Here is an 18,467-nt window from a genome sequence, read left to right as displayed (position 1 = left end):
GACCAACGTTGGAGATGTCCGCCGCGAAGCGTGCGCTCCTGGACGAGTGGAAGCGCGGGCGCGCCCAGGCGCCGGCCATCACGGTGCCCCGGCTGGCCGAGCGCGCCGAGGCGCCGTTGTCGTCCACCCAGGAACGCGTCTGGTACCTGGACCAGCTCGTCCCCGGCACGCCGGCCTACAACTTCTCCATCGCCTTCCGGCTGAAAGGCCCGCTGGACGTGCCGGCGCTGCGCCGCGCGCTGACCGAGATCGTGCGCCGGCACGACAGCCTGCGCGCCACCTTCCCGAGCGTCCAGGGGCGGGCCCGGCAGGTGATCGGCGAGCCGTTCGAGCCGCCGGTCACGGTGCACGACCTCACCGGGGACGGCCCACAGGGCCGGGCCGGGGAACTGCTGGCCGCCGGCGCCCGGCAGCTGCTGCCGCTCGAGCGCGGGCCGCTGATCGCCGCCCAGCTGCTCCGCCTCGCGCCCGAGGAGCACGTCTTCCAGATCACCCTGCACCACATCGTCTCCGACGGCTGGTCCCTGGGCGTGCTGAACCGGGAGCTGGTGACTCTCTACCGGGCCTTCTGCACCGGGCAGGCCAGTCCGCTGGCCGAGCTGCCCATCCAGTACGGCGACTACGCCGCCTGGCAGCGCGGCCGGCGCGAGGACGGCGCGTTCGCCGCCGACCTGGGCTACTGGCGCCAAGAGCTCACCGGGCTCGCCACCCTGGCCCTGCCCACCGACCGGGCCCGGCCGGCCATGCAGCGCTTCCGGGGCGCGCGCCTGGAGGTCGCCCTGCCCGGGTCGCTCACCGAGGCGGTGCGGGGTACCGCCCAGCGCGCCGACGTCACGCCGTACATGTTCTTCCTCGCCGCATTCACCGCGCTGTTGGCCCGGTACAGCGACCAGGACGACATCGCCGTCGGCTCACCCATCGCCAACCGGATCCCCGTGGAGACCGAAGGCCTGATCGGCTACTTCTCGAACACGGTGGTCCTGCGCACCGACCTGTCCGGCGACCCGACCTTCCGGGAGCTGCTCACCAGGGTCAGGCGACGCACGCTCGGCGCGTACGCCCACCAGAGCCTCCCGTTCGAGGAGCTGGTGAACGAGCTGGCCCCGGAGCGGGACACCAGCCGCAACCCGCTGTTCCAGGTGATGATGGTGGTGCAGAACGCCCCGCTGGAGCGGGACGCGTTCCCCGGGCTGGCCACCCACCTCGAGGAGGTCTACACGGGGACCTCCAAGTTCGACCTGTGGCTGCAGTTCATGCTGGTCGACGGTGCCTGGACGGCGACGTTCGAGTACAACAACGATCTCTGGGACTCGGGCTCCATCGCGCGGATGTCCCGGCACCTGACCAGGGTGCTCACCGCCGTGACCGCCGACCCGGAGCTCTCGCTCTCCGCCATCCCACTGCTCGACCAGCGGGAGCGCGTCGAATTGCTCGACGGGTTCAACGACACGGCGGTCGACTACGGCCCGCCCCGGCTGCTGCACGAGCACGTCGAGGCCCAGGTCCGGCGCACCCCGGACCGCGTCGCGGTGTCCTTCGACGGCGAGACGCTCACGTACCGGGAGCTGGACGAACGGTCGAACCGCCTGGCGAACCGGCTGGTCGAGGCCGGCGTGCGGCCGGACGGCCCGGTCGGGGTCTACGCCGAGCGGTCGGCGCACCTGGTGGAGGCCCTGCTGGCGGTGTTGAAGAGCGGCGGGGCCTACGTCCCGCTGGAGCCGTCCTACCCGGACGAGCGCGTCGAGCACATGATCCGGGACATCGACGCGCCGGTGCTGCTGGCCGACCGGCCGCTGCCGCCCCGGCTGCGCGGCATCGCCCCACCGGTCATCCGGCTCGGCGAGGACGACGCCGGGAGCGGGGTGAGCGGGCCTTCGGTCGGCATGCCGGCCGACCGGCTGGCCTACGTCATCTACACCTCGGGCTCCACCGGCCGGCCCAAGGGCGCCATGAACAGCCACCTGGGCATCGGCAACCGGCTGCTCTGGATGCAGCAGGCGTACGGGCTGACGCCGGAGGACCGGGTGCTGCAGAAGACGCCGTTCAGCTTCGACGTGTCGGTGTGGGAGTTCTTCTGGCCGCTGATGACCGGAGCGACGCTGGTCGTGGCCCGCCCGGACGAGCACAAGGACCCGGCGGCGCTGGTCGAGACGATCCAACGGGAGCGGATCACCACGGTGCACTTCGTGCCGTCCATGCTCCGGGTGATGCTCGACCATCCCGGCCTCGAGGGGTGCTCGTCCCTGGTCCGGGTCATCTGCAGCGGCGAGGCGCTGCCCTCGGAGTTCCGGGACCGCTTCTTCGCCCGCCTGCCCTGGGCCGAGCTGCACAACCTGTACGGGCCGACCGAGGCGGCCGTCGACGTGACCGCCTGGCAGTGCCGCAAGGAGGACACCTCACCGGTCGTGCCGATCGGCCGGCCGATCGCCAACACCCGGATCTACATCCTGGACCGCGCCGGCCGGCCCACCCCCGTCGGTGTCCCCGGTGAGCTGCACATCGGCGGCACGAACGTCGCCCGCGGGTATCTGAACCGGCCGGAGCTGGACGCCGAACGGTTCCTGCCCGACCCGTTCGCCGCCGCACCCGGCGCGCGGATGTACCGCACCGGCGACCGGGCCCGCTGGCAGCCGAGCGGGGACATCGAGTTCCTCGGCCGGCTGGACTCCCAGGTGAAGCTGCGCGGCATGCGGATCGAGCTGGGCGAGATCGAGTCCGCCCTGCGCACGCACCTGCACGTCGCGGACGCCGCCGTGGTGGTGCGGGAGGACGGCGGGGATCGCCGCCAGCTCGTCGCGTACGCGGTACCCACCGAGGACGCCGACCGGGCCACCACCACGCGCGGGCAGGGGCTGTTCGCCGGGTACATGAAGGCGGAGGTGCCCGGGGCCGGCCCGGACAGCTCGGCGCCGGCGGCCCGCGCCCTCGGCGCCGAGCTGCGCGAACACCTGCGGTCGACGCTCCCCGACTTCATGATCCCGCACGCGTTCGTCGTGCTGGACCGGTTGCCGGTCACCTCGAGCGGGAAGCTGGACCGCCAGGCGCTGCCCATCCCGCCCCGGCCGGGGTCGGAGGACACCGGCGGGGACGTCCCGAGCACGCCGACCGAGCGCGCCCTCGCGTCGGTGTGGGCGGCGGTGCTGGGCCTGGACCGGGTGGACGTGGACGGCAACTTCTTCGCCCTCGGCGGCGACTCCATCGACAGCATTCAGTTGGTCGCCCGGGCCAACGACGCCGGAATCCGCGTCACCCCGGCCGATGTGGTGCGCTATCCGTCCATCCGCCAGCTCGCCGCCCGCGTGGCGGACGCACCGGCCGACACGGCCCCGGCCCCGTCCACCAGCGTGCGCGGCGAGATCGCCGAGCTGACCGGTCTCGGGGAGGAGATCGAGGACGCCTACCCGCTGTCCATGTACCAGTCGGAGATGGTGCGCCGGCAGCGCACCGATCCGCCGGTCGGGCTGTACGTGCAGAGCGTCATCGCCAAGGTCCGGTCGGTGTCCGGGGAACGGCTCGACCTGGACGCGCTGGAAGCCGCCTGGCAGGCGGTGGTCGACCGGCACGCGGTGTTCCGGAGCTCGTTCCGCTGGGACGGCCCGGCCGGGCCGGTGCAGATCGTGCACCGGACCTGCCGGATCTCGGTCGAGCGCCATGACCTGTCCGGCCTGGCCGCCGGTGCGCGGGACGAAGAGGTGCACCGCTGGGTGGAGGCCGCCCGCGAACGGGGCTTCGCCCTGGACCGGCCGGGACACCTGCGGGTCGGGCTCTTCCAGGTCGGACCGGACGAGCTCTACCTGGCCTTCCTGTACAACTACATGTTCTCGGACGGCTGGAGCCTCTCGTTCATCCTGGCCGACCTGCTGACCTTCTGGCACGGGGGCACCAACCCCCGGCCGGTCATCCCCTACCGCAACTACGTCGACCACCAACGCGCCCGCGACCACCGCGCGGTCGAGGCGTTCTGGCGCCGCGCCATGTCGGACTACGAGGTCACCCCGCTGGTGTCCGCGCTGGGCGGCACGCCGGGCCCGCCCGGCCGGGCCGGCGCCTACATCCGCCGGGACGCGGTCGTCTCGGCCGAGGCCACCCGGGCACTGCGCGACGTGGCCCAGCGCGCGAACCTCACCCTGAGCAACCTGGTCCTCGCCGCGTGGGCGCTGGTCCTGGCGCGCTTCACCGGGCGCTCCCGGGTGTCGTTCGGCAACATGATGACCGGGCGGTCCGCCGAACTGGCCGGCTACGAGCGGATGATCGGGATCTTCACCAGCGTGCTGCCGCTGCAGCTGGACGTGCCCGGGGAGGCCAGCTTCCTGGACTGGGTCGAACGGGCGCAGCGGCTGCAGCTCGAGCTGGACGCCCACCACCACGCCTCGCTCGGGGAGATCCGGGACTGGGCCGGTCTCGCCGAGGACGCCGACCTCTACGAGTCCTGCTTCGTGTTCCTGAACTTCCCGTTCAGCCGGGACGGCGAGCAGGCGATGCGGCGGACCGAGCTGAACATCGTCGAGGGCCAGACCAAGACCGAGCACCCGCTGCGGGTCGCCGTCTTCGCCTTCGGCGACACGCTGGACCTGCAGTTCTTCTACTACGACCGGCAGCTTCCGGAGCACGCCGTGCTCCGGTTGATGACCGCGACCCGCGAGCTGCTGGAGGGGCTGGCGGACGGCGCGACGGCCCGGGTGGACCAGCTGCTCTCCGGCATCCGCTCAGGCTGAACCGCCGGGCGGAGCCGGCGCGCTGGGTCGGGCGCCCAGTTCAGCGCCCGACGGAAACACCGCCGGCGGATCGGACTACGCGGGCGAGCAGGTCGCGGAGGGTCTCCTGCTCGCGGTCGCTGAGTGCGCGCAGCTGGTGCCGCACGCCGTCGTGGGCCTGGCGCCGCGCGCCGCCGAGGACGCGCCGGCCCTCGTCGGTGGCCACGACCAGCCGGGCGCGCCGGTCGCCGGGGCACGGGCGGCGCAGGACCAGGCCGGCGTCGGCCAGCTCGTCCACCAGCAGCACCACCTGGCTCGGGTCCAGCCCCAGCACCCCGGCCAGCTCGCGCTGGGACAGCCCGTCCGGCGCGTCCGCCGCCAGGGACAGCACCGAGTACTGGCGCACCCGCAACCCGTACCCGGCCAGCGCGGTGTTCGCGGCCCGCGCGGTGATGCCGCTGGTCCGGGACAGCAGGTAGCCGACGTCGTCGGTGAGTGCCGGTAGATCCATGAGCCTCTCAATCATTGACAAGCTCTATTATATGACCCATGACCCCTGCCCTGGACATCGACGCACTCGACGCCATCGACGTACACGTGCACGTGCACGCCGACCCGCACGGTCACATGGCCCTCGACGAGGAACTCGCGTCGGCGGCCGCCAAGTACTTCAAGGGCGACCGGTACGACCCGACGGTGGCCGACATCGCCGAGGACTATCGGCGCAACAACATGGCCGCGGTGATCTTCACCGTGGACGCCGAGGCCGCGACCGGCCAGCCGGCGCTGTCCAACGAGGAGATCGCCGACGCGGCGGCGGCGCACCCGGACGTGCTCATCCCGTTCGGCTCGATCGACCCGGCGAGGGGCGTCGCGGGCATCCGCGCGGCCCGCCGGCTGGTCGAGGAACACGGTGTGCGCGGGTTCAAGTTCCACCCCAGCCTGCAGGACTTCGTGCCCAACGACCGGCGCGTCTACCCCTTGTACGAACAGCTGCAGAACCTCGGCGTGCCGGCGCTGTTCCACACCGGGCAGACCGGCATCGGGTCCGGGCTGCCGGGCGGGCGCGGCATCAAGCTGCGCTACTCCGACCCGATGTTGCTGGACGACGTCGCCGCCGACTTCCCCGGCCTGACGATCATCATGGCGCACCCCTCGGTGCCGTGGCAGGACTCCGCGATCGCGGTCGCCCAGCACAAGGCCAACGTGTACATCGACCTGTCCGGATGGTCGCCGAAGTACTTCCCGCCGCAGCTGGTGCGGGCGACGAACAACCTGCTCAAACACAAGGTGCTGTTCGGTTCGGACTACCCGCTGCTGCGGCCCGAGCGCTGGATCGCCGACTTCGAGCGGCTGGAGATCCGGGACGAGGTCAAGCCGCTGGTGATGAAGCGGAACGCGATCCGCGCGCTCGGCCTCGGCGATGCGTAACGGCGGTCTCGGCTCCTGGCCGGAACGCCTGCGGCGGATGTGCCCGGACCGGGACGCGGTCTGGTTCGACGGGTCCACGGTCTCGCACGCCGGCTTCGCCGAACGGGTGCGCCGCACCGCCGGCGCGCTCGCCGGCCTCGGGGTCCGCGCGGGCGCGCGGGTGGCCTGGATCAGCGGCAACCACCCCTCCGCGCTGGAGACGCTGTTCGCCTGCGGCCAGCTGGGGGCGATCTGGGTGCCGTTGAACGCCCGGATGACCGCGCCGGAGGTGGAGTACCTGCTCGACCACTCCGGCACCTCGGTGGTGGTGCACGGCCCCGACCACGGCGGCCTGGCCGACGCGCTGCGCGACCGGGTGCCGGGTGTGCGCTCCTGGGTGACCACCGAGCCGCCGAGCGAGGGTGGCGCCGATTCGCTGCCCTACCCGGAGCTGCTCGCCGCCGCTTCCCCCGAGCCCCGAGACGAGCCGGTGGGCCTGGAAGATCCGTGCCTGATCATGTACACCTCCGGCACCACCGGTCGCCCGAAGGGCGCGGTGCTCAGCCACGGCAACATGACCTGGAACGCCACCAACCACCTGCTCGGCTTCGACATCACCCCGGCCGAGCGCACCCTGGCCATGGCGCCGCTGTTCCACATCGGCGGGCTCAACGGCACGGTCATGCCGACGCTGCTGCACGGCGGCTGCGCGGTGGTCATCCGGAGGTTCGAGCCGGCGGCGGCGCTGGAGGTCATCGAGTCCCAGCGGGTCACCTCGTTCTTCGCCGTGCCGACCATGCTGGACGCGATGTCCCGCGAGCCCGGCTTCCGCACCCGGAACCTCTCGGCCCTGCGCACCATCGGCGCGGCCGGCGCCCCGCTGCCCCTGCCGACCCTGCGCACCTGGCTGGACCGGGGCGTGACGATGCAGCAGGCCTACGGCATGACCGAGGCGTCCCCCGGCTGCACCGTGCTGGACGCCGCCGACGCGGTGCGCAAGGTCGGCTCGGCCGGCAAGCCGATGTTCTTCACCGACCTGCGGGTGGTCCGGCCGGACGGCGCCGACGCCGAGGTGGACGAGGTCGGCGAGGTGCTGGTGCAGGGACCCAACGTGATGGCCGGCTACTGGAACGACCCGGAGCAGACCGCCCAGGCCCTCACCGACGGCTGGTACCGCACCGGCGACGCCGGCTCGCTGGACGCCGACGGCTACCTGTTCATCCACGACCGCTACCAGGACATGATCATCTCTGGCGGGGAGAACGTGTACCCGGCCGAGGTGGAGTCCGCGCTGCTCGAGCTGCCCGGGGTCGTGGAGGTGGCGGTGATCGGCGTGCCGGACCCGCGGTGGGGCGAGGTGGGCCTGGCCGTGATCGTCCCCGGCGAGGGGGCGCCGGCCGACGCGGAGGCCCTGCGCGACGCGCTGCGCGAGCGGCTGGCCGGCTTCAAGATCCCGCGGCACGTCCGGTTCGTCCCCGAGCTGCCCAAGACCGCCACCGGCAAGATCCGCAAGCCCGACCTGCGTGACCGCTACCGGACGGGGATCCCCGAATAACCGCCGCCCACCAGCGGCGGAGGCTGGGCGCAAAATATCGAGATTTTCTTGACTTTTCGAATAAGTGACTGCTTCACTGAGCGCCACTGACCGCCATGTCGAGGAGCGCGCGATGAGACAGGTCGAGACGCCGGTGCTGATCGTCGGAGGCGGTGGGGGCGGACTCACCGCCTCCATGCTGCTGTCCCGGCTCGGGGTGCCGTCCTACCTGGTCTCCCGTTACCCGGGGACCTCGGTCCTGCCCAAGGCGCACGTGCTCAACCAGCGCACGATGGAGATCTTCACCGAGCTCGGCGTCGCCCCGGCGATCATGGAGCGGAGCACGCCGGCGGAGAACATGGCCGCCGCGGCCTGGTACACCGGGGTGACCGGGCCACACGACGGGTACGGCCGGTGCATCGGCCGGCTGGAGGCCTGGGGCGGCGGCTACACCGATCCCGACTTCATCGCGGCCAGCCCCTGCCGCACCGCCAACCTGCCACAGATCCGGCTGGAGCCGCTGCTCAAGGCGCACGCGGAGACCGCGCCCGAGGCGACCATCCGGTTCCACCACGAGCTGGTCGGCCTCGCCCAGGACGAGGACGGGGTCACCGCCACCGTGCTGGACCGCGACAGCGGCGAGCGCTACGCCGTGCGCGCCTCCTACCTGATCGGCGCCGACGGGGGCCGCACGGTCGGCGGGCTGGCCGGCATCGGCATGAGCGGACCCACCGACCTGATGCGCATGGTGTCCACCCACATGACCGCCGGCCTCCGTGACTACCTGCGCGACCCCGACGTGCTGATCCGGTGGATGATCAACCCGGACTTCGGCGGCTCGTACGCATCCGGGGTGCTGGTCGCGATGGGGCCGGACCAGTGGGGACCGGACTCCGAGGAGTGGGTGTTCCACCTCCAGTACGGCGCCGACGACCCCGACGCCCAGGACCCGGACAAGGTGCTCGCGCGCATCCGCACCACCCTGGGCATCCCGGACTTCGCCCCGACCGTGCACCACATCAGCCAGTGGCTCATGGAGGGCGTACTGGCCGACCGGTTCCGGGCCGGCCGGGTGTTCCTGCTCGGGGACGCGGCGCACCGGCACCCGCCCACCGGCGGGCTGGGCCTGAACAGCGCCGTGCACGACGCCTATAACCTCGCGTGGAAGCTCGCCGCCGTGCTGGCCGGCCGGGCCGGGGACGGCCTGCTGGACACCTACGAGGCCGAGCGCCGGCCGGTGGATGCGGCGAACGTGGATGCGGCGGTCAACGGCGCGATGAACCACTTCAGCATCGACCAGGCCCTCGGCCTCTCCCCGGAGAAGACACCCGAGCAGAACTGGGCCGAGGTGCGGCCGCTCTGGGAGGAACTGCCCAACTCCGCGGCCCGCCGGCACGCCGTGAACCAGGCGATCGGCTCGCAGACGATCGAGTTCCGCCACCACAACGTGGAGTTCGGCTACACCTACGACCCCTCGGTCTCCACCGCCGTGGTCGACGACGGCGCGCCCCGCCCCACTCCCCTGGACCCGGTGCGGCTCTACCAGCCGGGGACCACCCCGGGCCACCCGCTGCCGCACGCCTGGGTGGAACGGGAGGGCGAGCGGATCCCCCTCGCCAGCCTGGTCGACGGCGGCCAATTCGTGCTGTTGGCCGGCGAGGAGGGGCACGCCTGGGTGGACGCGGCGGAGAAGATCGCCTCCGAGACCGGGCTGCCCTTGCGCGCCGGCCGGGTCGGGGTCCTGGGCAGCGACTACGTCGACGTGCGCTGCGCCTGGCTGAAGAACCGGGGCATCACCGCCACCGGCGCGGTCCTGGTCCGCCCCGACCGCTACGTCGCCTTCCGCGCCATGGCCGGAGTGGACGACCCGGCCACCGCGCTCACCGCCGCACTCCAGCACATCCTTTCCAGCTAGAGAAAGTCCAGGTCGGCGCCCTGGTCGGCCTGGAGCACGCGTTCGGCGTACAACCGCCGCCAGCCACGGGCCGGGGGCGGCGCGGGAGGGCCGGCCGGGTCGGGCGCGGTGATGTCATTAATGTCCAAATGTTAACATTGAGCCGTGACCATCCTCGAGTCCCCGATCCCACGCTTCCACCTGGCCATGCCGGTCGACGACCTGGCGGCGGCGGAACACTTCTACGGCGAGGTGCTCGGGCTGGCCCGGGGCCGGTCGGCGGACACCTGGATCGACTGGAACCTGGAGGGGCACCAGTTCGTCACCCACCTGTCCCCCACCCGGCAGGGGAAGATCCACAACCCGGTCGACGGGCACGACGTGCCGGTGCCCCACTTCGGCCTGATCCTCACCGTGGCACGGTTCCGGCAGCTCGCGGACCGGTTGAAGGCGGCCGGCACCGAGTTCGTCATCGAGCCGTACGTGCGGTTCGAGGGGCAGCCCGGCGAGCAGTGGACCATGTTCCTGCTCGACCCGGCCGGCAACGCGCTCGAGTTCAAGGCCTTCGCCGACGACTCCCAGATCTTTGCCACCTAGTGCGGCGGCGGGGGTGGGATCGATCCCAGTTCGGGCGGGTCCTCCGGCCAGATGAGCAGCACCGCGCACGGCGCGTGGTCGACCACGAACCGCAGGTGGTGGCCGATGCTGTGCGGGCCCAGCCGGTCGCGTTCCCCGTCCCGGGCACACACCAGCAGCCGCGCGTCCGCGACGGCCGCGACGACCTCCCGCTCGATCCGCCCGGCCCGGGTCTCCAGGCGCGCATCCCGGCCGAGGCGGCGTTGTGCGTCCGCCAACAGCCGGGCCGACGCCTCCCGGGACGCCTCCGTGATCACCTCACCGGGGTCGCGGTGCCAGGCTCCGTGCCGCCCGAGCAGGCCGCCGAGGGCGCCGTGCGCCGCCTCCGCCGGCGCCTCGTCGACCACGTGCAGCAGCCGGATCCGCTCGGCACTGGGCAACCCGGCCGCCACGTCCACGCACGCCGGCCAGGTGTCCTCGGTCAGCCACACCACGACGCTGTCGGCGGTCATAACAGCCATCCTCGTCCCAGCGTCAAACCGAGCCACACCGCGACCACCGCGACGACCAGGCACAACGGCACCGTGATCGCCCCGAGGCGGAGGAACTCGGTCTGCGCCGGGGTGGCGTCCCGCCGGACCAGCACCCGGCGCCAGAGCAGCGTGGCCAGCGAGCCGGTGTAGGTCAGGTTCGGCCCGATGTTGACGCCGACCAGCACGGCCAGCACCAGACCGGGATGCGCGTGCCCGGCCAGGGCGGTGACCAGCATCAGCGTGGCCGGCACGTTGTTCACCAGGTTGGCCAGCACCGCCGCGATCGCGGCGGCCAGCAGCAGGTTGGGCAGCGTCGGCGTGGTGGGCAGCACCGACGTCACCGCCGCGCCCAGGCTGCCCCCGCTCACGGCGGCCACCACCACGCCCAGCGCGAACACGAACAGGCAGAACGGCGGGGACGCGGCCCGCACCAGCGCCGGCACGCCGATCCGACGGCCGGCCAGCTCCGGCCCGGCCAGCGTGACCGCCCCGGCCACGGCGACCCACACCGGCTCGACCCCGACCAGCCCGGAGACCCCGAACCCGAGCAGGGTGAGCGCCAGCACGGCCAGCGCGAACCGGGGAGCCGGCTGACCAGCGCCCTCGACCACTTCGGCCCCGTGCGGCCGCCCGCCGAGGTCGGAGCGGAAGAACCGCCGGAACACCAGGTACTCGATCCCGATCACCAGCAGCCACGGCGCCGCCATCAGCCCGGCGAACTGGAGGAACGTCAGCCCGGACGCGGAGAACGCGAGCAGGTTTGTCAGGTTGGACACCGGCAGCAGTAGCGACGCCGAGTTGGCCAGGTGGATACACGCGTAGACGTGCGGCTTCGGCCGCGCCCGGACGCGGGCGGCGGTGGCGAACACCACCGGGGTCAGCAGCACCACCGTGGCGTCCAGGCTCAGCGTGGCGGTGGTCGCCGAGCCGGCCAGGAACACCCGGCCCAGCAGCCGTCCCGGGTGGCCGACCGAGCCGCGCGCCAACCGCGCGCCCACCCAGGTGAACACCCCCGCCGCATCGGCCAGCTGGGCCAGCACCAGGACGGCGGCCAGGAAACCCACCGTCGGCGCCAGCGCCACGACCTGCCGCGAGGCGGCTTCCGGGCCGACCACCCCCACCGCGACCAGCAACCCCGCCGCCGGGACCGCGAACACCGCCTCGGGCAGCCCCTTCGGCTGGACCATGGCGAACGCCAGCAGGCCGGCCAGCATCAGCACCGCGAGGAGCTGCGCCCAGGTGTCCGTCACCCCGGCAGTATCGGTGTCGGCCCGGACCGGCCCGGTCGCCGCATGGCACACTCCGCCCGTGGCCAGGGCCGTCGTCTTCTACCGGAATATGAATCTCGGTCACCGCAACAGCCCCGTCCGGCAGGTGCTCGAGCGGGTGCTGGAGGAGGCCGGGGCGGAGTCCGCTCGGTCGTTCCAGACCAACGGGACGGTGCTGGTGGAAGCCGCGGACCCCCGTGCGGTGGCGGACCGGGCAGCGGCCGGCCTGCAGGCCGCGTGCGGCTACCGGGAGGTGGCGTTCGTCCGGCCGTTCCAGCAACTGGTGGCGATCCTGGACCGCGAGCCCTTCGCCGGGCTGACCGACGAGCGCACCTACCGCGAGACGTTCACCTTCCTGGACGACGCCCCGGAGTTCGGCGCCCCCCTGCCGTGGACCAACAAGCGCGGTGATCTGGAGATCATCTCGGTCGCCGACGGGGTGGCCCTGAGCCTGGTCCGGGACATCGGCGGGCGGACCGGCGACCCCACCTCGGAGCTGGAGGCCCGGCTCGGGGTGCCCGCCACCACCCGCACCCTGGGCACCATCCAACGCCTGGTCAAGGCCTACCGCTGAGCCGTGAGCAGGATGAGCGTGCTCGCGCCCAGTGCGGCGGCGATCACGCCGGCCATCGCGGCGCCGTCGTTGCCGAACACCCCGACCAGCGGGGAGAGGGCCGAAGCGATCACCATCTGGCTGGCGCCGATCAGCGCCGAGGCGGTGCCGGCCGCGTCAGGGTGGTCGGCCAGGATCACGGCGGGCAGGTTCGGCAGGGCGAAACCGATGAAGAACAGGGTCAGCCAGAGCGCGCCGATCAGGCCCACCGCGCCGCCCAGACCGGTGAGGGCGAGCCCGAGCGCGAGGAGGGCCGTGCCGGTGGCGGCGGCCGTCGAGGGGAGCAACACCTGGCGGGGGTGCAGTCGGCGCATCAACCGGGCGTTGACCTGCGTGGCGGCGATCATCCACAGCACGCTGGCCGCGAACAGCAGGCCGAACCGCCGCTCGTCCAGTCCCAGCTGGTGCTGGAACACGAACGGCGAACCGGTGACGAAGCCCAGCAGCCCGGTGGTGGCCAGCCCGGTGGCCACCACCAGCCCGACGAACCTCCGGTCCCGCAGCAGGTGGACGTAGGACCGGGCCACGGCGCCCGCGTTCAGCGGCCGGCGCCGGTCCGGAGGCAGGGTTTCCGGCAGCGTGCGGAGGACCACCAGGGCGAGCAGCACCCCGACCAGCCCGAGGGTCACGAATATGCCCGGCCAGACGGTCACCCCGAGCACCAGACTGCCCAGCGACGGCGCCAGGATCGGCGATGCGCTGAGCACCAGCATCAAACGGGACAGCAGGGTGGAGGCCGCCGAGTCGGTGAACAGGTCCCGCACCACGGCCATGGCCAGCACCGAGCCGGACGAGATGGCCAGCCCCTGCGCCAGCCGGGCCAGGGCCAGCAGCGGCACGGTCGGCGCCGCCGCGCAGGCCAGCGAGGCGGCAGCGAACAGCGCCAGCCCGATCAGCATCGGCCGGCGCCGGCCCACCGCGTCCGACCAGGGCCCGACCAGCAGCTGGCCGAGACCCATGCCCAGCCCGTAACCGGTCAGGGTCAGCTGGACCGCCGTGTCGGCGCTGGCCAGCTCGCGGCCGATGGCCGGCATGGCCGGCAGGTACATGTCGATGCCGATCGGGCCGATGGCGAACATCAGGCCGAGGACCGCGACCAGCTTGAGGGGCGCGGCTCCCCGCGCCCGCGCGACCGACACATCGATCATGCCCGCTCCTCCGCCCGGTCGGGTCAACTTCGTGACACTGTTACGACCGGTCCGGCGGGCTCGCGCTCACCGCCGTTCAGCTGTGTCCTGGAGCACACCGAGCGGCCAGCGGTCCGTCGCCAGCCAGCCGTCCGGGCCGAGCGCGACCAGCCACAGCTCGGCCAGCCGGGACGTGATGGGCAACATCGGCCCGACCAGGTCGCGTACCCCGTCGACCTCTTCCGGGCTCATCCCGCCCAGCGCGAGGCTGACGTGGGCCGGGCTGTCCGGGTACTTTCCGCCGTACGGCGGCAGCTCCGGCCAGCGAGTACGGGCGCCGGCGATCAGCCGGTCCACCGGGCCGGGGTCGGCCGGTCTGAGGAACACCATCCCGGGGTGCACGCCGATCTCCCGGAACTCCGCCTCCGCCGGTTCCGCCGTTGCGGCCAGCGCGGCACACGACCGCCGGGCGCGGTCGTCCACGTAGGCCGCCGGCAGCCACGGGTACAGCACGGTGAGGTGCGCCGGCAGGCCCGGCCGCGCCAGCCGGGGGTATCGCGTGCCGACCGCCGCCAGCGCCGGGTCCGCCTCGGGTACCGGGATCACCAGTGCGGTCCGTCCGAGCTCGGGCATGCCACGTTCTTAACACGTCAACCGCGAGCGCGTTGTCAACTCTAGGATTGTTGACAATCGCCGGTTAACCTCCTCCGATGGGGCAAGCGAACGAGCGCGCCGACTTCCTGGTCGAGCAGCGCAGCATCGAGTTCATCCCGCACGAGCTGCGCCACGGGAAGCCGTCGGACCTGATGTTCGTCTGGTTCGGCGCGAACATGGAGCTGCCGGTGGTGGCCGCCGGGGCGACGACGGTGGCCAGCGGGCTGAGCCTGGGCTGGGCGGTCCTGGGGATCCTGATCGGCGTGCTGCTCGGCACCCTGCTGATGGCCAGCCACTCCGCGCAGGGGCCGCATCTCGGGATGCCCCAGATGATCCAGAGCCGGGCGCAGTTCGGTTACTACGGGGCCGCCGTGCCGCTCATCTTCGTGGTGCTCATGTACCTGGGCTTCTACGCCGCCGGCGTGGTGCTCGGCGCGCAGGCGCTGTACGAGCTGGCGAAGGTGCCGGTGACCGCCGGGATCGTGATCCTCTCCCTGGCCAGCACGGTGGTCGCGGTGTTCGGCTACAACCTCATCCACCGGTTCGAGCGGTACCTGTCCTACCTGGTCGCGGCGGTCTTCCTGGTGCTCACCGTGCTGCTGGTGACCCGCCACCACCCCGGCGAGATCACCCCGGTGAGCACCGGCTTCGCCCTCGGGCCGTTCCTGCTCGCGGTGTCCGTGCCGGCCATCTCCCAGCTGGGCTTCGCTCCCTACGTGGCCGACTACGCCCGCTACCTGCCCGCCAGCACCCCGATCTCCAGCGTGTTCTGGTACACCTACGCCGGCGTCGGGGTGAGCGGCGCCTGGCTGATGATCCTGGGCGCGGCGCTGCAGCAGCGTTTCCTGGGCGGCCCGGTGGCGGCCATCGGCACGGTGGCGCACGGCGCGGGCGGCACGTTCGCCGCGATCACCTTCGTCGCGCTGATCCTGGGCGTGCTCAGCATCAACGCGCTGAACATCTACGGCGGCTACATGTCCACCATGACCCTGGCGACCACGTTCTACCGGCGCTGGCGGGGTGGGCTCGCGGTCCGGCTGGCGTTCATCCTGCCGGTCGCCGCCGTGGCCACCTACCTGGGCTTCCTGTACCGGGACAACCTGCTCGGCTCGTTCGAGACTTTCCTGGTGATCGTGATGGCGCTGATGAGCCCGTGGACGGCGGTCAACCTGGTCGACTACTACGTGGTGCGCCGGGGCGAGTACGCGGTGGACGCGATGTACCGGCCGGACGGCGTCTACGGGCGGGTCAACCCGGCCGGCATGGCCGCCTACCTGATCGGGTTCGCCGTCCAGCTGCCGTTCATGCACAACGCCTACGTACACGGGCCGGTGGCCCGGGCGCTGGACGGCGGGGACGTGTCCTGGGTGGTCGGCGCGGTGGTCTCCGGCCTGCTCTACCACCGCCTGGCCAGAGTCCGCTCGAGCGCGGACCGACCACCGCGCACCGCCCGCGTCTCCTGATCGCCGACCGCGGTCTTCCCGCCACGCTCCACCGTGCATGATCGTCGGCGTTGGCGCTCCGTGTTCACCGGCCGGCCGCACGCCGAGTTCATCCCCAGAGACCTTTTCCCGGGATCGAATGTCTCTCAGGGTGAACTCGGCGCGGTCCGCGTTCCCGGCGCAAAGCCACGGAACGGTCCCCGACGCCTCGACCGGGCTCGACACGCATCCCACCCGTCGCTTTCACCCCAACTGTCACGAAAAGTGGGTTCCGATTAGCCGCCGTTGCATATCTCCACGCAGAGCTAAGGGGCAGCGCACTGGTAGCCGCCGCTTGGCCAAGACCGCGCGCCTGACGGTCTCGTGCGGGAGCCTGCCGGGGCGTCATGCCCACACAACTGTCACCCTTGGGGTTCACGTGCCGGCCAGTGCGTCGGCCGTTCGAGCACCGCCGGCAAGCGTGTCGCGAGGTCACCACTCGCCGCGTTTACCTGGAACTGGGTGAGGTAGAGACAGTCGCGCAGGTCGGCGCCGGCCAGGTTGGCGGCGCGCAGGTCCGCGCCGATCAGGTCGGCCAGCCGCAGGTTCGCCCCGGACAGGTCGGCGCCGATCAGGTAGGCGCCGCGCAGGTCGGCCCCCGACAGGTCGGCGCCGCGCAGCTTCGCGCCGATGAGGTCCCGGCCCCGGCGGTCCGGCCGCCCTCCCCCGCGCACCAGCTCGCTGGCCCGCCGCAGCGGGACATCCACCTCTCCGCGCAGCGCGGCCGGGTCCACCTCGGCGAACGACTCGGCCCGGGTGAGCCGGTCGATCTTGTCGGCGGCGGCGCGCAGGTCGGCGTGGACCGGGCGGGCCTCCGGGCGGCCCAGTGCGTCGGCCAGGTACCAGAGCAGCTCGTGCAGCGCGCGGACCACCGGGAACGCCCGGAACATCCGGTCCGCGACGTCCGGGTCGTCCCGCCAGCCGTGCCCGCCGGAGGCCACCCGGGAGACCTTCTGGCCGGCACCGAGGCAGTCGAACACCGTGCAGCCGGTGAAGCCGCGCTCGCGCAGCGAGCCGTGGATGCCGCAGCGGTGGTCGGCCAGCAGGTTCACGCACGGCTCGCCGGCCTCCTTGTCGAAGGCGAAGTCGGCGGAGGCGGTGAACGGGAGGGCGACACAGCACAGGCCGAAGCAGCTCGCGCAGTCCGCGCGCAGCTCGGCCCGGATGTCCATCACTGCCTCCCCGTGACGGGCCGCGCCCGCCACGGGGAATCATCGCTCAGTCGGCGTGCTCCGAGGTGGCCCGGGGGGCCGGCCGCTCACCGGCGACGCCGGAGACCCGGCGCGCGGCCAGGACGTACACGCCGCCGGCCACCAGGAAGGACACGAAGTAGCTCAGGTCGGCCCCGTTCAGCGCCCGCCCGATCGGCCCGGTGAACAGGTCGGTGGCCATGAACGGCACGGACACCAGGATGCCGAGCAGGAACGCCGCCATGCCCGGCCACCGAATGCCGCCGAGCTGGCCGTCCGGCCGGCCGAACTCCGCCGCCGGCGGGTAGCCCCGGCCGCCCCGGTGCACCCAGAAGTAGTCGGCGCAGACGATGGCCAGCCACGGCGTCACGTAGTAGGCCACCAGGAACAGGAACGCGTGGAAGGCGTCCTCGAACGCCGCGCCGCCGAAGAGCACGGCCAGCACCGCGCCGAGCACGCCGGACAGCGCCACGGTGGCACTCCGGTTCAGGGGGAAGCCCCAGGTCAGGCTGGCCATCGCGCCGCTGTACAGGTTCACCGAGTTGTGCGGGATGGCCGCGATGCCCAGGGTGAACAGGGTGACCACCAGGACCGGGCCGGGCAGCGCCAGCTCGAACGCCCCGATCACCCCGCCCTGGCTGCCCAGCGTGGTGAGCATCGCGCCCAGCGCCATCATCCAGGTGGTGGACAGGAACAGCCCGGCGAAGGCGTAGCCGAAGATCTTGCCCCGGCTGGTGTCGCGCGGCAGGTAGCGGGAGTAGTCCGAGGCGTAGGGCGCCCAGCTCATCGTGTAGGAGAACACGATGGTGAACTCCAGCAGCCACACCAGCCAGTACTCGGTGCCGTCGAGCCGGGCGGCCGCGCCGGCGCCGGGGCCGTGCATCACCAGCAGCACCGACACCACGACCAGCACCACGATGCTGACCCTGGTCACCCAGCGGCCGAACGCGTGCAGCAGGTTGTAGCCGAAGATGGCGATCAGCACGCTGGCCAGCACCACGCCGATCATCACCGGCACGAACGGCAGCTTGAACAGCTCGGCCAGCGACTTGGCGCCGAGGATGGTGCCGAGGGTGAAGTAGCCGAGGTAGAGCAGCGAGGAAAGCGCCGCCGGCAGGTGGTTGCCCCGGTAGCCGAACGCGGACCGGCCCATCGGGATCTGCGGCAGCCCCAGCCTCGGTCCCATCACCGCGCACGCGGCCGTGCAGATCGCGCCGAGCAGGTTGCCCAGCAGGATGGCGGTCAGGCTGCCGGACAGGCCCAGGCCCATCGGCACCGCCGATCCGCCGAGCACGATCGCCGCCAGGTAGATGACCGGGGAGAACCGGATGCTGAACTGGTTGCGCGGGTCGCCGTGGCGTTGCCCTTCGTCGATGTACTCGATGCCGTGCCGTTCGACGGCGAGCGCGTTCTCCGTGGAATTGGTGGGGTTGGTGGACATGGTTCACCTGTTCTTCCCGGCGGTGGTGCGCGGATCGTTTTCAGCAGGGTCA

Annotated in this window: 15 protein-coding genes; 7 read left to right on the top strand and 8 right to left on the bottom strand. The window is 72.3% G+C overall.

Annotation, left to right across the window (positions count from 1 at the left end; translation table 11 throughout):
• Window positions 1-14: 14 nt before the first annotated feature.
• Window positions 15-4,715 carry an amino acid adenylation domain-containing protein gene (locus tag ABEB12_RS40910; protein ID WP_345703597.1) on the top strand — a complete coding sequence of 1,567 codons (4,701 nt, stop codon included), beginning with the start codon at window positions 15-17 and terminating at the stop codon, window positions 4,713-4,715.
• Window positions 4,716-4,755: 40 nt separating this feature from the next.
• Here ABEB12_RS40910 and ABEB12_RS40905 read toward each other — a convergent pair whose 3' ends face one another.
• Entirely contained in the window at window positions 4,756-5,205 is a 450-nt protein-coding gene (locus ABEB12_RS40905; protein WP_345703586.1) for a MarR family winged helix-turn-helix transcriptional regulator, read from the bottom strand.
• Between the two features lie 38 nt (window positions 5,206-5,243).
• On the opposite strand from ABEB12_RS40905, the gene ABEB12_RS40900 reads away from it, so the two are divergent.
• The 3 genes from ABEB12_RS40900 (at window position 5,244) to ABEB12_RS40890 (ending at window position 9,553) form a co-directional block, all read left to right on the top strand.
• On the top strand, window positions 5,244-6,125 hold the full coding sequence (locus tag ABEB12_RS40900) for an amidohydrolase family protein (RefSeq protein WP_185065679.1): 882 nt from the start codon (window positions 5,244-5,246) through the stop codon (window positions 6,123-6,125).
• Window positions 6,118-7,659 (top strand): long-chain-fatty-acid--CoA ligase, encoded by a 1,542-nt coding sequence (locus ABEB12_RS40895; RefSeq protein ID WP_185065678.1) that lies wholly within the window; start codon window positions 6,118-6,120, stop codon window positions 7,657-7,659. Before ABEB12_RS40900 ends, ABEB12_RS40895 begins: the two co-directional genes overlap by 8 nt.
• A 112-nt stretch (window positions 7,660-7,771) precedes the next feature.
• On the top strand, window positions 7,772-9,553 hold the full coding sequence (locus ABEB12_RS40890) for an FAD-dependent monooxygenase (protein ID WP_185065677.1): 1,782 nt from the start codon (window positions 7,772-7,774) through the stop codon (window positions 9,551-9,553).
• Here the strand turns inward: ABEB12_RS40890 and ABEB12_RS40885 are convergent.
• Window positions 9,550-9,681, bottom strand: coding sequence for a hypothetical protein (locus ABEB12_RS40885; RefSeq protein ID WP_345703585.1), 132 nt, complete (start codon window positions 9,679-9,681; stop codon window positions 9,550-9,552). The two genes, ABEB12_RS40890 and ABEB12_RS40885, sit on opposite strands and share 4 nt — an antisense overlap.
• A 16-nt stretch (window positions 9,682-9,697) precedes the next feature.
• On the opposite strand from ABEB12_RS40885, the gene ABEB12_RS40880 reads away from it, so the two are divergent.
• Entirely contained in the window at window positions 9,698-10,129 is a 432-nt protein-coding gene (locus ABEB12_RS40880; protein WP_185065676.1) for a VOC family protein, read from the top strand.
• Here the strand turns inward: ABEB12_RS40880 and ABEB12_RS40875 are convergent.
• The gene (locus tag ABEB12_RS40875) at window positions 10,126-10,620 is read right to left on the bottom strand and encodes a universal stress protein (RefSeq protein WP_185065675.1); all 495 of its coding nucleotides are present in this window, start codon (window positions 10,618-10,620) and stop codon (window positions 10,126-10,128) included. The two genes, ABEB12_RS40880 and ABEB12_RS40875, sit on opposite strands and share 4 nt — an antisense overlap.
• Window positions 10,617-11,855: an ArsB/NhaD family transporter gene (locus ABEB12_RS40870; RefSeq protein WP_185066186.1), complete on the bottom strand. Its 1,239-nt coding sequence runs from the start codon at window positions 11,853-11,855 to the stop codon at window positions 10,617-10,619. The genes ABEB12_RS40875 and ABEB12_RS40870 overlap by 4 nt, the downstream gene beginning before the upstream one ends.
• A 94-nt stretch (window positions 11,856-11,949) precedes the next feature.
• On the opposite strand from ABEB12_RS40870, the gene ABEB12_RS40865 reads away from it, so the two are divergent.
• The gene (locus ABEB12_RS40865; protein ID WP_185065674.1) at window positions 11,950-12,483 is read left to right on the top strand and encodes a DUF1697 domain-containing protein; all 534 of its coding nucleotides are present in this window, start codon (window positions 11,950-11,952) and stop codon (window positions 12,481-12,483) included.
• On the opposite strand, the gene ABEB12_RS40860 is transcribed toward ABEB12_RS40865, so the two are convergent.
• Entirely contained in the window at window positions 12,474-13,670 is a 1,197-nt protein-coding gene (locus ABEB12_RS40860) for a Bcr/CflA family efflux MFS transporter (protein ID WP_185065673.1), read from the bottom strand. The two genes, ABEB12_RS40865 and ABEB12_RS40860, sit on opposite strands and share 10 nt — an antisense overlap.
• Before the next feature lie 66 nt (window positions 13,671-13,736).
• The gene (locus ABEB12_RS40855) at window positions 13,737-14,282 is read right to left on the bottom strand and encodes a 2'-5' RNA ligase family protein (protein WP_185065672.1); all 546 of its coding nucleotides are present in this window, start codon (window positions 14,280-14,282) and stop codon (window positions 13,737-13,739) included.
• Between the two features lie 77 nt (window positions 14,283-14,359).
• On the opposite strand from ABEB12_RS40855, the gene ABEB12_RS40850 reads away from it, so the two are divergent.
• Window positions 14,360-15,766, top strand: a complete 1,407-nt coding sequence (locus ABEB12_RS40850; protein WP_185065671.1) for a cytosine permease — start codon at window positions 14,360-14,362, stop codon at window positions 15,764-15,766.
• A gap of 380 nt (window positions 15,767-16,146) precedes the next feature.
• Here the strand turns inward: ABEB12_RS40850 and ABEB12_RS40845 are convergent, their stop codons facing one another.
• Together ABEB12_RS40845 and ABEB12_RS40840 are read right to left on the bottom strand one after the other, a co-directional pair.
• Window positions 16,147-16,956: a pentapeptide repeat-containing protein gene (locus ABEB12_RS40845; protein WP_185065670.1), complete on the bottom strand. Its 810-nt coding sequence runs from the start codon at window positions 16,954-16,956 to the stop codon at window positions 16,147-16,149.
• Between the two features lie 46 nt (window positions 16,957-17,002).
• Window positions 17,003-18,415: a cytosine permease gene (locus tag ABEB12_RS40840; protein ID WP_185065669.1), complete on the bottom strand. Its 1,413-nt coding sequence runs from the start codon at window positions 18,413-18,415 to the stop codon at window positions 17,003-17,005.
• Between the last annotated feature and the right edge of the window lie 52 nt (window positions 18,416-18,467).

This window comes from Actinospineispora eucalypti, assembly GCF_039543365.1.
Taxonomy (GTDB): Bacteria; Actinomycetota; Actinomycetes; order Mycobacteriales; family Pseudonocardiaceae; genus Pseudonocardia; species Pseudonocardia eucalypti.
The sequence above is the reverse complement of the archived record's forward strand: the minus strand, read 5'-3'. Positions and strand labels throughout refer to the sequence as shown.

What these genes read in the sequence shown, in the direction of transcription:
- ABEB12_RS40910 (WP_345703597.1), top strand. Translation starts at nt 15, where the DNA reads ATGTCCGCCGCGAAGCGTGCGCTCCTGGACGAGTGGAAGCGCGGGCGC.
- ABEB12_RS40905 (WP_345703586.1), bottom strand. Translation starts at nt 5,205, where the DNA reads ATGGATCTACCGGCACTCACCGACGACGTCGGCTACCTGCTGTCCCGG.
- ABEB12_RS40900 (WP_185065679.1), top strand. Translation starts at nt 5,244, where the DNA reads ATGACCCCTGCCCTGGACATCGACGCACTCGACGCCATCGACGTACAC.
- ABEB12_RS40895 (WP_185065678.1), top strand. Translation starts at nt 6,118, where the DNA reads ATGCGTAACGGCGGTCTCGGCTCCTGGCCGGAACGCCTGCGGCGGATG.
- ABEB12_RS40890 (WP_185065677.1), top strand. Translation starts at nt 7,772, where the DNA reads ATGAGACAGGTCGAGACGCCGGTGCTGATCGTCGGAGGCGGTGGGGGC.
- ABEB12_RS40875 (WP_185065675.1), bottom strand. Translation starts at nt 10,620, where the DNA reads ATGACCGCCGACAGCGTCGTGGTGTGGCTGACCGAGGACACCTGGCCG.
- ABEB12_RS40870 (WP_185066186.1), bottom strand. Translation starts at nt 11,855, where the DNA reads ATGCTGGCCGGCCTGCTGGCGTTCGCCATGGTCCAGCCGAAGGGGCTG.
- ABEB12_RS40860 (WP_185065673.1), bottom strand. Translation starts at nt 13,670, where the DNA reads ATGATCGATGTGTCGGTCGCGCGGGCGCGGGGAGCCGCGCCCCTCAAG.
- ABEB12_RS40855 (WP_185065672.1), bottom strand. Translation starts at nt 14,282, where the DNA reads ATGCCCGAGCTCGGACGGACCGCACTGGTGATCCCGGTACCCGAGGCG.
- ABEB12_RS40850 (WP_185065671.1), top strand. Translation starts at nt 14,360, where the DNA reads ATGGGGCAAGCGAACGAGCGCGCCGACTTCCTGGTCGAGCAGCGCAGC.
- ABEB12_RS40845 (WP_185065670.1), bottom strand. Translation starts at nt 16,956, where the DNA reads ATGGACATCCGGGCCGAGCTGCGCGCGGACTGCGCGAGCTGCTTCGGC.
- ABEB12_RS40840 (WP_185065669.1), bottom strand. Translation starts at nt 18,415, where the DNA reads ATGTCCACCAACCCCACCAATTCCACGGAGAACGCGCTCGCCGTCGAA.